We start from the raw sequence: 13,661 nt of genomic DNA, 5'->3' as shown, positions 1-13,661 counted from the left end.
GATCTTAGCCCCGTGTCAGCGCCGTGAATCTCCTGCTTCGGTCGTCGCGCACGCCGGTCCAATAAAACCAAAGCCTGCAGGCGCCGGAGCGTTCTGCAGGCTTTGCCGGCGTTTCAAGGCCGGGTGCGGGTCAGGCGTAGTCGCTCACGGGAATGCAGCTGCACGACAGGTTGCGGTCGCCCCAGACGTTGTCCACCCGGCCCACGGGCGACCAGTATTTGCCGCTGCGCAGGGCGGCCACGGGGTAGGCCGCCGTCTCGCGGGCGTAGGGGCGCGTCCATTCCTCGGTCAGCAGGCTTTCGGCCGTGTGGGGCGCGTGCTTGAGCGGGTTGTTGTCCTGCGGCCAGGTGCCGGCTTCGATCTGGCGGATCTCTTCGCGGATGGCGATCATCGCGTCGATGAAGCGGTCCAGCTCGGACAGCGTCTCGCTCTCGGTGGGCTCCACCATCAGCGTGTTGGGCACCGGGAACGACAGCGTGGGCGCATGAAAGCCGTAGTCGATCAAACGCTTGGCCACGTCTTCCGCCATCACGCCGCTGGTTTCCTTCAGGCCCCGCAGATCCAGAATGCACTCGTGGGCCACATGGCCGTTGGCGCTCGCGTACAGCGTGGGGTAATGGTCCTTCAGCCGCGCGCTGATGTAGTTGGCCGACAGGATCGCCGTCTCGGTGGCGGCCTGCAGGCCTTCGGCACCCATCATGCGGATGTACATCCAGCTGATCGGCAGCACGGCCGCATTGCCCAGCGGGGCCGAGCTGACCGCGCCCACGCCGTTGGCGCCGGCATCCGGTCCGGCCCCCAGGGCGCCTTGCCCGGCCGCCGTGCGGTGGCCCGGCAGGAAGGGCACGAGGTCCGCCACCACGCACACGGGGCCCACGCCGGGGCCGCCGCCGCCGTGCGGAATGCAGAAGGTCTTGTGCAGGTTCAGGTGGCTCACGTCGCCGCCGAACTCGCCGGGCGCCGCCACGCCGACCAGGGCGTTCATGTTGGCGCCGTCCACGTACACGCGCCCGCCGTGCTGGTGCACCAGGGTGCAGAGTTCCTTCACCTGCGTTTCGAACACGCCGTGCGTGCTGGGGTAGGTGATCATCACGCAGGCCAGGTGCGCGCTGTGCTGCTCGCACTTGGCGCGCAGGTCGTCCAGATCGACGTTGCCGTTGGCATCGCAGGCCGTCACCACCACCTGCATGCCCACCATCTGGGCACTGGCCGGGTTGGTGCCGTGCGCGCTGCTGGGGATCAGGCAGATGTTGCGGTGGCCGGCGCCCTGCGCCGCGTGATAGGCCTTGATGGCCAGCAGGCCGGCGTATTCACCCTGCGAACCGGCGTTGGGCTGCAGGCTGATGCCGGCGTAGCCCGTGGCCTCGCACAGCCAGGCGCGCAGTTGCTCGTCGAGCAGGCGGTAGCCCTGCTGCTGCTCGGCGGGTGCGAAGGGGTGCACGTCGGCGAATTCAGGCCAGGTGATCGGGATCATCTCGCTCGTCGCGTTCAGCTTCATGGTGCAGCTGCCCAGCGGGATCATGGTGCGGTCCAGCGCCAGGTCCTTGTCGGACAGCTGGCGGATGTAGCGCAGCATGCCGGTCTCGGAATGGTGGGTGTTGAACACCGGGTGCGTGAGGAAGGCGCTGGTGCGGCGCAGCGCGGTGGGAATCAGCGGTTCCACGCCCTTTTCGAACGCGGCGAAGCCCGGCAGCGCCTGGCCGTCCTTGGCGAAGATCTTCCACAGCAGCTCGACATCGGCGCGCGTGGTGGTCTCATCCAGCGTGATGCACAGGTACTCTTCGAAGTAGATTCGCAGGTTGGCGCCCATGGATACTGCGCGGGCAGCTATCGTTTTGGTAGCACTGCCCGTGTGCAACGACAGCGTGTCGAAGCTGCCGTGCTGGCGCAGCGGCGCGCCCAGTTGTTCCAGCCCCTTGGCCAGGATGGCGGTGTACGCGGCCACCCGCTGCGCGATGCGCGTCAGGCCCTGGGGGCCGTGGTACACGGCGTACATGCTGGCCACCACGGCCGGCAGCACCTGGGCCGTGCAGATGTTGGAGGTGGCTTTCTCGCGGCGGATGTGCTGCTCGCGCGTCTGCAGCGCCAGGCGGTAGGCGGGCTTGCCGTGCACGTCCACGCTCACGCCGACCAGGCGGCCGGGCAGCGAGCGCTTGTATTCGTCGCGGCAGGCCATGAAGGCGGCGTGCGGGCCGCCGGCGCCCATCGGCATGCCGAAGCGCTGGGTCGTGCCCACCACGATGTCGGCGCCCCATTCGCCGGGCGGCGTGATCAGCGTCAGGGCCAGCAGATCGGCGGCGGCGATGAAGGCCGCGCCTTTGGCGTGGGCCTTGGCGGCATCGGCCGCCAGATCATCGATGCGGCCGCTGGTGGCGGGGTACTGCGCCAGCACGGCGAAATATTCGCCGTCCAGCGCGGTGTTCCATTCTTCGAGCGAGTTGGCCAGCACCACTTCGATGCCCAGCGGCGCGGCGCGCGTCTGGATCACTTCGATGGTCTGCGGGTGCGCATCGCCGGCGACGACGAAGCGCGCGCTTTTCGACTTGACCGAGCGCTTGGCCAGCGTCATGGCTTCGGCCGCGGCGGTGGCCTCGTCCAGCATCGACGCGTTGGCGATGGGCATGGCCGTCAGGTCGCACACCATGGTCTGGAAGTTGACCAGCGCCTCCATGCGCCCCTGCGAGATTTCGGCCTGGTAGGGCGTGTAGGCCGTGTACCAGGCGGGGTTCTCCAGGATGTTGCGCAGGATGACGCCCGGCGTGTGCGTGCCGTGGTAGCCCTGTCCGATGAAGCTGCGCAGCACCTTGTTCTGCGCGGCGATCGCCTTCAGCTCGGCCAGCGCGGCGGCTTCGGTGGTCGCGGGCGGCAGGTCCATGGCCCGGCTGCGCGCAATGGAGCGCGGCACGATGCTGTCCACCAGCGCGCGGCGCGAGGCCTCGCCGATGGCGGAGAGCATGTGCTGTTCGTCCGCCTCGTCGATGCCGATGTGGCGGGGCAGGAACTCGGTGGCGTTTTCAAGCGCGCCAAGCGGCAGGGCGGATTGCATCAGCATGGGAGAGGACCGTGGACGGAGAAAAAGGAAAGGAAGAGAAGAAGGCTCAGGCGTTCTTGGCGAAATCGGTGTAGGCCGTTTCGTCCATCAGGCCGGACAGCTGCGCCGGCTCGGAGAGCTTGACCTTGAAGAACCAGCCGGCGTTGAGCGGGTCGGAATTGGCCAGCGACGGGTCGGCGCGCAAGGCTTCGTTCACCTCGACGATTTCGCCCGACACGGGCATGTACACATCGGCGGCAGCCTTCACGGACTCGACCACGCCGGCCACTTCGCCCTGCGCGAAAGTCTTGCCGACTTCGGGCAGGTCCACGAACACCACGTCGCCCAGCGCGTCCTGCGCATGGACGGTGATGCCGACCACGGCAGCGCCGGCATCGGCAGCGTTGATCCACTCGTGGTCGCGGGAGTATTGAACGGTCATGGGGAAGCTCCTGAAAAGGTGAAAAAAGTAGGAATCTGGAATGTAGCCGCGGCCACTGCCCGGGTGGGCGGCGCTGCGGCTGCGAGCGTGAGGACGCTCAGCCGCGGTAGTAGCGCGGCGGCACGAACGGCATCGCGCACACCTGCATCGGCACCGGTTTGCCGCGCACGATGGCCTGCACGCGCGTGCCGATGGCGGCGAGCGCAGGCGGCACGTAAGCCATGGCGATGGGCTGGTTCACGCTCGGGCCCAGCAGGCCGCTGGTGACCTCGCCCAGGGACTCACCCTCGGCGCTCTGCAGCGGCGTGTGTTCGCGCACGGGCACGCGCTCCAGCGCGGTCAGGCCCACGCGCTTGCGGGGCAGGGTGGCCGGCTCGTCGATCTGCGCCAGCACCTTCGCTGCGCCGGGGAATCCGCCCGCGCGCGCACCGCCCGTGCGGCGCACTTTCTGGATGGCCCAGTTCAGGCCGGCCTCGGGGGGCGTGGTGGTGGCGTCGATGTCGTTGCCGTACAGGCAGAGGCCGGCTTCCAGCCGCAGCGAGTTGCGGGCGCCGAGGCCGATGGGCTTCACCTCGGGCTGCGCCAGCAGGGCGCGGGCCAGCGATTCGGCCTGGGCGGCGGGCACCGAAATCTCGAAACCGTCTTCGCCCGTGTAGCCGCTGCGGGTCACGAAGGCGTCGCAGCCGGCGATGCTGAAGCTTGCGCCGGTCATGAACACGAGTTGCTCGACGCCGGGCGCCAGGCGCGACAGGGCAGCGACGGCCCCAGGGCCCTGCAGCGCGAGCAAGGCGTGCTCGGGCATGGGAAGGACTTCGCAGCGCTGGCCGATGCGGGCCTCGATGTGCGCGATGTCGCCCACCTTGCAGGCGCCGTTCACGATGACGAAGATGTCATCGTCTGCCCGCTTGATGAACATCAGGTCGTCGATGATGCCGCCGTCTTCGTTCAGCAGCAGGCCGTAGCGCTGCTTGCCCACGGGCAGGTCGATCACGTCCACTGGAATCAGGGTTTCGAAGGCCGCAGCGGCGTCGGCTCCCACCAGGCGCAACTGGCCCATGTGCGAGACGTCGAACAACCCTGCGGCCTGGCGCGTGTGCAGGTGTTCGGCCATCAGGCCGGCGGGGTACTGCACGGGCATGGAATAGCCGGCGAACGGCACCATGCGGGCGCCCAGTTCGAGGTGCAGCGCATTCAGCGGGGTGGTAAGCAGGGGGGCGTCGTCGATGGACATGGCGGTCTCCAGCAAGGGCAAATCGGAACGCGGCCCCATGGCCACGCATTTGCCCCGCTGTCCGCTTTACCTGAGAGATTCACCCACGTGCCATGGCGGCGCGGGGGCTTGCTCCTTCGGTGGGCCCGCGCATGCGGCGGACCTCTCTCCAGCAAGGGGAACGCCCGCATCCCTGCGGGCGTTTTGCCAGTCCTTTTGCCTGAGCGTTCGGGGTCACCCTGCGCCTTCGGCGGCGCCGGCCATCCCTTGGGACTGCGGCGCTCTCTCCTGACCGGGCGCATTCTAACTGCAGCGCCGGTGGGCCTTGCGCAAACCGATCCGGTTGGAGGGTGCTTTGCAGTGCCTTTGCCAAGTGCCCCGGCGAACGGTAATCCGCCAGGGCCCTGCCAGTTTCGTGCGCCCCGGTAAGGGCGCCTTGATGGAGAGAGTGTGCGCTCCGCGCGCTGGATGGATTTGCTGAATTTCTCCAAAAATTGCCTTAATGCAGAAAAATCTTCTGCCAAATTGATTTTTGAAGAACAATGCGGCGCATGGACCGTCTTGACAGAAAAATCCTCTCCGTCCTTCAGGCCGACGCGCGGGCGAGCCTGCAGGAGATCGGCAACGCCGTGGGGCTCAGCCCGTCGCCCTGCTGGGGCCGCATCAAGAAGATGGAAGAGGCGGGCGTGATTGAGGGCTACACCGTTCGCCTCAACCCCAAGGCGCTCGACCTGAACGACACGGTGCTCGTGCAGGTCACGCTGGACAGCCATTCCGACAACACGCTGGAGAAGTTCGGCGAAATGCTGGCGAGCATTCCCGAGGTGATCGAAGCGCACCTCGTCTCGGGCGACTACGACTATCTGCTGCGCGTGGTGGTCAAGGACACGCGGGACTACGAGCGCCTGCTGCGCGAGAAGCTCTACAAGATCAAAGGCATCCGCCACAGCCGCTCGAGCTTCGTGCTGCGCACGCTCAAGCGGGCCGATCTGCCCCTATTCGCACAGTAAGAGGTCGCGCGCTCGCTCTTGATGCGTCCCGGTGCAGGCAGGCACGGTTCAAGGAGGAAAGTGCCGCCTGCCGGCGTCTTGATTGCCTGACTTGCTATTAATTTGGGAGCGTTCTGGCCTGTTGCCTGTTGCCTGTTGCCTGTTGCCTGTGGCGTGTCAGGCGGCGATGCGAACGCTGCCATCCTCGTCCTGCGGGACCCAGACGATGCGGTCCATGTCCACACCCATCGCACGCGCCTGGGCCAGCAGACGGGGCCGCACGCCGCGGGGCAGCGTCGGGGCGCGCGAAAGAATCCACAGGTAATCCAGGCTCGCGCCCACGACCATGGCCCAGCGGTAGTCCTCGTCCAGGGCCACCACGTGGTAGCCGCCGTAGAACGGGCCGAAGAACGACACCTTCAGCGAGGCCTTGTCGGGACTGCCGGTGAACACCGCCCGGCCGCGCGCTTCGCGCCACCGCTTGCGGGCGGGGTCGAAGCCGCGGTTGAGCACCTGCACCGAGCCATCGGGCCCCCGGCTGTAGTGGGCGCTGGTCTGGACCAATCCCTTTTCGAAGCGGTGGTCGATGCGGGCCAGTTCGTACCAGTGCCCGGCATATCGATCCACGTTGAAATCCTCCACCACCTCGATGCCGCGCGGCGCCCGCACGGAGGCACTGGCCGAATAGGCCAGCGCTGCTCCCACGGCGGCTGCTCCCAGGGCCAGGGGCCAGAGCGGCGGGCGACGGTGGGTGCGATAGCGTGGGGCGGGGGAACGGGCCATGGGGTCTCCTGCTTCGATGGCGAATGTGGGTTCAGCACCGCGCTGCATGTGCGGCGCGGCAAGGCCCGACAGTCTCGCCCGCGAGGCATGGCGGTGCTGTAGGTGCGTTCCTGCAATGCCCGTCGGAAACGCAACGAAAAAGGGCCTGCATCGCAGGCCCTTCGGGGTGCCCTTTTACACGGGCGGTGGAGGCATCACATGCCCGAGTAGTTCGGTCCGCCGCCGCCCTCCGGCGTGACCCAGACGATGTTCTGGGTCGGGTCCTTGATGTCGCAGGTCTTGCAGTGCACGCAGTTCTGCGCGTTGATCTGCAGGCGCTGGGCATCGCCGCCCTTCGACTCGTCGGGCACGAACTCATACACCGCGGCCGGGCAGTAGCGCGCCTCGGGGCCCGCGTACTTGGCGAGGTTGATGTTGACCGGCACGCTCGGGTCCTTGAGCGTCAGATGCGCCGGCTGGTTCTCGGCATGGTTGGTGTTGCTGATGAACACGCTGGACAGCCTGTCGAAGGTGAGATTGCCGTCGGGCTTGGGGTACACGATGGGCTTGCACTCGGCCGCGGGCTTCAGGTAGGCATGGTCGGGCTTGTCGCGGTGCAGCGTCCAGGGAATGTTGCCCTTGAGCACGAACTGCTCGATGCCGTTCATGACCGTCGCGGTAGCCAAGCCCTTCTTGAACCAGGCCTTGAAGTTGCGCGCCTTGTTCAGTTCGGTGTAGAGCCAGCTCTTTTCGAACGCCTCGGGGTAGGCCGTGAGTTCATCGTGCTGGCGACCGGCGTGCACGGCGTCGTACGCGGCTTCGGCGGCGAGCATGCCGGTCTTGATGGCCGCATGGCTGCCCTTGATGCGGCTGGTGTTGAGGTAGCCGGCCTCGCAGCCCACGAGCGCGCCGCCGGGGAACACGGTTTTGGGCAGCGACAGCAGGCCGCCGGCCGTGATGGCGCGTGCGCCGTAGCCGATGCGCTTGGCCGGCTTGATGCCCTTGGACTCGTCGCCCTCCAGGTACCAGCGGATGTTGGGGTGCGTCTTCCAGCGCTGGAATTCCTCGAACGGGCTCAGGTAGGGATTGGAGTAATCCAGCCCGGTAATGAAACCCAGCGTGACCTTGTTGTCTTCGGTGTGGTACAGGAACGCGCCGCCGTAGGTGTCGCTGTCCATCGGCCAGCCGGCGGTGTGCAGCACGAAGCCGGGCTGGTGGCGCTTGGGGTCGATTTCCCAGAGTTCTTTCACCCCGAGACCATAGGTCTGCGGATCGCGCCCCTCGTCGAGCTTGAAGCGGCTGATGAGCTGGCGGCCCAGGTGGCCGCGCGCGCCTTCGGCAAAAATCGTGTACTTGGCGTGCAGTTCCATGCCCAGCTGGAAGTCGCCGGTGAGTTCGCCTTCCTTGCTCACGCCCAGGTTGCCGGTGGCCACGCCCTTGACGGAGCCGTCTTCGTTGTAGAGCACCTCGGCGGCCGGAAAGCCCGGGAAGATTTCCACGCCCAGGTTCTCCGCCTGGGTGCTGAGCCAGCGCACCACGTTGCCCAGGCTCACGATGTAGTTGCCGTGGTTCTGAAAGCACTGCGGCAGCAGGAAGTTGGGGGTGCGCCAGGACGACTTCTCGCCCAGGAAGATCATCGCGTCATCGGTCACGGGCTGGTTGAGCGGGGCGCCGAGTTCCTTCCAGTTCGGGATGAGCTCGGTCAGGGCCTTGGGGTCCATGATCGCGCCCGAGAGAATGTGCGCACCGGGCTCCGAGCCCTTTTCCAGCACCACGACCGAAATGTCCTGGCCTTTTTCGGTGGCCAATTGCTTGAGGCGGATGGCCGTGGCCAGGCCGCCGGGACCTCCGCCGACGACCACCACGTCGTATTCCATGGCTTCGCGGGGGCCGTGTTGGGCGAGGATTTCTTCGTTCGTCATGGGCGTCTCGTGGTGGTTTGATAATGGGTGATCCGGTGTGGGCGCTAGGCCTGCGCTCCTTCCGCCGATCGGACGATTGTATTCACGGAAAATCGACAATCGAACGATCGTTCTATTTTCTGACAAGAGAGACATCCCATGGCTTACAGCATCGATTTGGAAGGGCGCGTCGCGTTCGTGACCGGGGCATCGAGCGGTCTCGGCGCGCAGTTCGCGCGCACCCTGGCCGCAGCGGGCGCGGGCGTGGTGCTGGCCAGCCGGCGCGTGGAAAAGCTGAAGGAGCTGCGCGCGCGCATCGAAGGTGAAGGCGGCGATGCCCATGTCATCGAACTCGACGTGACCGACCACGATTCCATCAAGGCCGCCGTGGCCCATGCGGAAACCAAGATGGGCTCCATCGACATCCTGGTGAACAACTCGGGCGTCTCCACCACCCAGCGCATCCAGGACGTGACGCCGGACGATTTCGATTTCATCTTCGACACCAACGTGAAGGGCGCTTTCTTCGTGGCGCAAGAGGTCGGCAAGCGCATGCTGGCCCGCTCGCGCGGAGCGGCACCGGGCAGCTTCACGGGCGGGCGCATCATCAACATCGCCTCGATGGCGGGCCTCAAGGTGCTGCCGCAGATCGGCGCGTATTGCATGAGCAAGGCCGCCGTGGTGCACATGACGCGCGCCATGGCGCTCGAATGGGGGCGCTTCGGCATCACGGTGAACGCGCTGTGCCCGGGCTACATCGACACCGAAATCAACCACCACCACTGGCAGACCGAGCAGGGCAAGAAGCTGATGGACATGCTGCCGCGCAAGCGGGTAGGCCAGCCCAAGGATCTGGACGCGCTCATCGTCATGCTGGCCAGCGACCAGAGCCACTTCGTGAACGGCGCCGTGATCGCGGCCGACGACGGCTTCGCGGTCTGACCCCCGGCCGATGCTGAGCGGGATTCTGGCGGGGCTCGCCGCAGGCGCGCTCTGGGGACTGGTGTTCGTCGCGCCGCACATGGCGGCCGGGTTCGCCTCGGTGGACCTGACGGCCGGGCGCTTCGTCGCCTACGGCGCAGTGGCCGTGGGCATGCTGCTGTGGGGCCTGCGGCCGGGGCAGCGCGCCCGCGTGCGCTGGCCCACGGCGGCGCAGGCCGCCTCGGCACTGGGGCTGAGCGTGCTCGGCTTTACCGGCTATTACCTGCTGCTGGTGCTCGCGATCCGCGATGCGGGGGTGGAGATGCCGGCGCTCATCATCGGCACCATTCCCGTGTGGGTCATGCTCCTGGGCAAACCGAAGGGCCTGCGCTGGGCGGCGCTTGTGCCGGGCCTGGCGCTCACCGTGGCCGGCCTGGGGCTGATGGGCTGGGCGCCGCACAGCGGCGGGGACGCTGCCGTGGCCGGTGCCAGCGTTTATTGGCGCGGCATCGGCATTGCGCTGGTGGCGCTGGTCTTCTGGACCGCCTTCGCCATCCTCAATTCGGCTTGGCTGCAGCGCCATCCGGAGGTGGGTGCGACGCAATGGGCCAACTGGTTGGGGGTGGCCACCGGCCTTGGCGGCCTGCTGCTATGGTGCTTGAAGGGCACGCCGGTCGCCACCCTGGCGGCGCAGCCAGGTTTCGGCACCTTCGTGCTGGTGTGCCTGGCCATCGGCTTCGGCGCGAGCTGGCTCGCCACTATTCTCTGGAACCTGGCCAGCCAGCGCCTTTCGGCCAGCCTGTGCGGGCAGTTGATCGTGAGCGAAACGCTGTTTGCGCTCGTGTATTCGTTCGCCTGGAACGGCCATTGGCCCGCGCCCGCGCAATGGGCGGCGTGCGTGCTTTTCACCCTCGGAATCCTGGCATCCATTCAAGCGCACCGATAACGCTCGCTGCCTTTCAAAAATATAAGCACCAGTACCGATGGCTTATGAGTGGCGCTTATGGCGTTGCTCTGAATTGGTATAAATAAGTTACATTTTTCGAAAAATTTGCCCGATAGACTGGTTAATAAAACATTAATCGGGAGGTGGCAATGGGCCTGCACACGTGGCAGCGGGAGATTTCGGAACGGTTTTTGAGCGAAACCTGTAAGCAGCGCATCTTCAAGAAAATCAGTTCCGCGGCCATGGATCTGGGGTTCGAGCGTTGCGCTTATACCCTCTACATTCCAGTGCCTGTTTCTCGGCCGCAGATCTACCGGGTGGACGATTTTCCCGAGGAGTGGCGGCAAAGATATTCCTATGCCGGCTATCACCAGATCGACCCGTGCGTCGCGCACTGCCGCAAGTCCGAGCGGCCAGTGGTCTGGAGCGACGAATTGTTCGCGCCCGCACCGCAACTTTGGCGAGAAGCGCAATCCTTCGGCCTGCGGGTGGGCTGGTCGCAAGCCAACCAGCATTCAAGCGGGTTGCGCGGGGTGTTGACCCTCGTGCGTTCGTCGGTGCCGCTGGCCGAAGCAGAGCTCAAGGCCAGCGAACCGCGGATGTCGTACCTGGCAAGTGCCTCCTACGAAGCCATGGGCCGGGCGATCAAGGCGATCCATGGCACGGATCGGAAATCGTTCCTCACCCTGCGCGAGGTCGAGATCCTCAAATGGACGGCGGACGGCAAAACCACGGGGGATATCGCCCAGATTCTGGAAGTCTCCGAAAACACCGTGAAATTCCACCTGAAAAATGCCACCGCCAAATTGCAGTCACCCAACAAGACCGCAGCTGTGGTAAAGGCAGCGGTTTTGGGATGGCTGCATTGATGAATGCAGGTGACATAAAGAAAAGAACGGGGTAAATGGCGAAATGCATTTACGCGATATGTAATAAAGAGAGACGAAATGACGGTGAGTCATTTGCATTGCTATTTTTTCGATAGCGGTGCAACCATGTTTAGCGGAGGATTTTCACCATCCGAGCCATTCGGTTGCATGGGCAGCATCGGGAATATTCATCGCACCCATAGCCAAACCCCCCTTGTTGCAGACATTCCGCCACGTGGATCATTCGCTTCCCTTAACGATCCGGAGTGGAGTTTTCATGGCAACCCAAAAAATCGTCGCCGCAGCCTTGCTGCTGCAAGGCGTACTGGCACCGGCTGCCTTTGCGCAGTCGGCCCTCACGCGCGACAACGGCGCCCTCGTCGGCGACAACCAGAATTCGCAGACGGCAGGACCTGACGGCCCCACCTTGCTGCAGGACGTGCAGCTGATCCAGAAGCTGCAGCGCTTCGACCGTGAACGCATTCCGGAGCGGGTCGTGCACGCGCGTGGCACCGGAGTGCGCGGCGAGTTCGTGGCGACGGAAGACCTGTCGTCGCTGACCAAGGCCAAGGTGTTCAGCGCTGGCGAGCGCACCCCCGTGTTCGTGCGGTTCTCTTCCGTGGTGCACGGCAACCATTCCCCCGAGACGCTGCGCGACCCCCGCGGCTTTGCCACCAAGTTCTATACGAGCCAGGGCAACTGGGATCTGGTCGGCAACAACTTCCCGACCTTCTTCATCCGCGACGCCATCAAGTTTCCCGACATGGTGCATGCGTTCAAGCCGGATCCGCGTACCAACCTGGACGACGATTCGCGCCGTTTCGACTTCTTCTCGCACGTGCCGGAAGCCACCCGCACGCTCACGCTGCTGTATTCGAACGAGGGCACGCCCGCCGGCTACCGGTTCATGGACGGCAACGGTGTGCACGCCTACAAGCTGGTCAACGGCCAGGGCCAGGTGCACTACGTCAAGTTCCACTGGAAGAGCCTGCAGGGCTTGAAGAACCTCGATCCGCAGCAGGTCGCTGCCGTTCAGGCCAAGGACTACAGCCACATGACCAACGACCTGGTCAACGCGATCAAGCAGGGCGACTTCCCGAAATGGGATCTGTACGTGCAGGTGCTCAGGCCTGAAGAATTGGCCAGGTTCGACTTCAACCCGCTGGACGCCACCAAGATCTGGCCCGATGTGCCCGAGCGCAAGGTCGGCCAGATGGTGCTGAACAAGAACGTGGACAACTTCTTCCAGGAAACCGAGCAGGTGGCCATGGCCCCGGCCAACGTGGTGCCCGGCATCGAGCCGTCCGAAGACCGCCTGCTGCAGGGCCGCGTGTTCTCGTATGCCGATACGCAGCTCTACCGCATCGGCACCAACGGCCTGAGCCTGCCGGTGAACCGCCCCCGCGTGGCCGTGAACAACGGCAACCAGGACGGCACGTCGAACGCTGGCCAGACGACCAGCGGCGTGAACTATGAACCCAGCCGCCTGGAACCCCGCCCGCAAGACCCCGCCGCCCGCTACAGCCAGCTGCCCCTGACCGGCACCACCCAGCAGGCCAAGATCGGCAAGGAGCAGAACTTCAAGCAGGCTGGCGATCTGTACCGCAGCTACGGCAAGAAGGACCGCCAGGACCTGATCCAGAGCTTCGGCGAATCGCTGGCGGGCACCGATGCGGAGAGCAAGCACATCATCCTGTCGTTCCTGTACAAGGCCGATCCTGAGTACGGCACGGGTGTGGCCCGCGTCGCCAAGGGTGACCTGGCGCGGGTGAAGCAACTGGCTTCCGCGCTGCAGGACTGATCCACCACCCAGCGGCCGCGACTCCGGGGCGGGCTCGCAGAGCCCCATGTCGCTGGCGTCGCAAGACGATCGCCGGGCCGCAGGCCCCTCGGCCAGCGGCCCGGCGCAACGCTTTTGAAGGAGAACACGGGCATGCCAGTTCAACCATTGCGCCAGCACATCATGGCCGTGCTGTGCGTGGCGGCTTTCGGCGCCGCCGGCGCGGCGCCCACGGATGCGCGGGTCGCAGCGAGTGCCCCGGCGGCTGTTGCGGCATCAGCCGCTGGATACGCGCCAACGGCCCCCGCGCCGGCCACCACCACCAACGACCCGGCGCAGATCCAGCAGCAGCTGCGCCGTTATTTCTTCGAGGCGGCGCGCGACGGGCGCGGCGAGATGCTCGCCGAGTTCATTACGGCGCGCTACGACCTGAACGTGCGGGACGACAAAGGCTACACCGCGCTCATCCTGGCGGCCTACCACGGGCACCGCGAAGCGGTGGAGCAGTTGCTGAAGGCCGGTGCCGATCCGTGCGTGCAGGACTTGCGCGGCAACACGGCGCTGATGGGTGCCATCTTCAAGGGCGAGGTGGCGATTGCCCGGCGCCTGGTGCAGGCCGATTGCGCGCCCGACCAGCGCAACAACGCCGGACAGACCGCCGCCATGTACGCGGCCCTGTTCCAACGCACCGAACTGCTGCAGGCGCTGGCGGCCAAGGGGGCCGACCTGGGCGCGAAGGACGCGCAGGGCAACGATGTGTCGCAACTGCAGCGCGGCGAATTCTCAGCGGCGCCGGTGCGGTGACGGCAT

11 protein-coding genes and 2 riboswitches are annotated in these 13,661 nt (G+C 65.8%); of the genes, 6 read left to right on the top strand and 5 right to left on the bottom strand.

All coding sequences use genetic code 11. The features are described from left to right. Window positions 1–130 precede the first annotated feature (130 nt). The 3 genes from gcvP to gcvT form a co-directional block, all read right to left on the bottom strand. Window positions 131–3,052 carry an aminomethyl-transferring glycine dehydrogenase gene (gcvP, locus tag BLT03_RS12010; RefSeq protein ID WP_092743903.1) on the bottom strand — a complete coding sequence of 974 codons (2,922 nt, stop codon included), beginning with the start codon at window positions 3,050–3,052 and terminating at the stop codon, window positions 131–133. Window positions 3,053–3,098: 46 nt separating this feature from the next. Next, window positions 3,099–3,473, bottom strand: a complete 375-nt coding sequence (gcvH, locus tag BLT03_RS12005; protein WP_092743901.1) for a glycine cleavage system protein GcvH — start codon at window positions 3,471–3,473, stop codon at window positions 3,099–3,101. A 97-nt stretch (window positions 3,474–3,570) separates the two neighbouring features. Further along, entirely contained in the window at window positions 3,571–4,704 is a 1,134-nt protein-coding gene (gene gcvT, locus BLT03_RS12000; RefSeq protein WP_092744022.1) for a glycine cleavage system aminomethyltransferase GcvT, read from the bottom strand. A gap of 47 nt (window positions 4,705–4,751) precedes the next feature. After that, a riboswitch (glycine riboswitch) is annotated at window positions 4,752–4,866 on the bottom strand. Between the two features lie 23 nt (window positions 4,867–4,889). Further along, a riboswitch (glycine riboswitch) is annotated at window positions 4,890–4,976 on the bottom strand. A gap of 258 nt (window positions 4,977–5,234) precedes the next feature. Between gcvT and BLT03_RS11995 the strand changes: the two genes are divergently transcribed. Further along, on the top strand, window positions 5,235–5,693 hold the full coding sequence (locus BLT03_RS11995) for an Lrp/AsnC family transcriptional regulator (RefSeq protein WP_092743899.1): 459 nt from the start codon (window positions 5,235–5,237) through the stop codon (window positions 5,691–5,693). Window positions 5,694–5,849: 156 nt separating this feature from the next. On the opposite strand, the gene BLT03_RS11990 is transcribed toward BLT03_RS11995, so the two are convergent. Together BLT03_RS11990 and BLT03_RS11985 are read right to left on the bottom strand one after the other, a co-directional pair. Further along, a complete protein-coding gene (locus BLT03_RS11990) occupies window positions 5,850–6,455 on the bottom strand; it encodes a lipocalin family protein (RefSeq protein ID WP_092744020.1) in 606 nt (201 codons plus the stop codon). Between the two features lie 194 nt (window positions 6,456–6,649). Beyond that, on the bottom strand, window positions 6,650–8,356 hold the full coding sequence (locus BLT03_RS11985; RefSeq protein WP_092743897.1) for an electron transfer flavoprotein-ubiquinone oxidoreductase: 1,707 nt from the start codon (window positions 8,354–8,356) through the stop codon (window positions 6,650–6,652). 138 nt (window positions 8,357–8,494) lie between these two features. Here BLT03_RS11985 and BLT03_RS11980 point away from each other — a divergent pair, with 138 nt between their 5' ends. The 5 genes from BLT03_RS11980 to BLT03_RS11960 all read left to right on the top strand — a co-directional run bounded on the left by BLT03_RS11980 (window position 8,495) and on the right by BLT03_RS11960 (window position 13,655). After that, complete coding sequence (locus tag BLT03_RS11980; RefSeq protein WP_092743895.1) at window positions 8,495–9,277, top strand: SDR family oxidoreductase; 783 nt, start codon at window positions 8,495–8,497, stop codon at window positions 9,275–9,277. A gap of 10 nt (window positions 9,278–9,287) precedes the next feature. Then, complete coding sequence (locus tag BLT03_RS11975; RefSeq protein ID WP_092743892.1) at window positions 9,288–10,202, top strand: DMT family transporter; 915 nt, start codon at window positions 9,288–9,290, stop codon at window positions 10,200–10,202. 149 nt (window positions 10,203–10,351) lie between these two features. Continuing rightward, complete coding sequence (locus BLT03_RS11970; RefSeq protein ID WP_092743890.1) at window positions 10,352–11,071, top strand: autoinducer binding domain-containing protein; 720 nt, start codon at window positions 10,352–10,354, stop codon at window positions 11,069–11,071. Between the two features lie 277 nt (window positions 11,072–11,348). Continuing rightward, window positions 11,349–12,872 carry a catalase KatB gene (gene katB / locus BLT03_RS11965; RefSeq protein ID WP_092743888.1) on the top strand — a complete coding sequence of 508 codons (1,524 nt, stop codon included), beginning with the start codon at window positions 11,349–11,351 and terminating at the stop codon, window positions 12,870–12,872. A 132-nt stretch (window positions 12,873–13,004) separates the two neighbouring features. Further along, window positions 13,005–13,655: an ankyrin repeat domain-containing protein gene (locus BLT03_RS11960; RefSeq protein WP_245711346.1), complete on the top strand. Its 651-nt coding sequence runs from the start codon at window positions 13,005–13,007 to the stop codon at window positions 13,653–13,655. Window positions 13,656–13,661 lie beyond the last annotated feature (6 nt).

The sequence above is a fragment of the Paracidovorax valerianellae genome, assembly GCF_900102625.1.
Classification (GTDB): domain Bacteria; phylum Pseudomonadota; class Gammaproteobacteria; order Burkholderiales; family Burkholderiaceae_C; genus Paracidovorax; species Paracidovorax valerianellae.
This window is presented reverse-complemented; position numbering and strand designations above follow the sequence as displayed.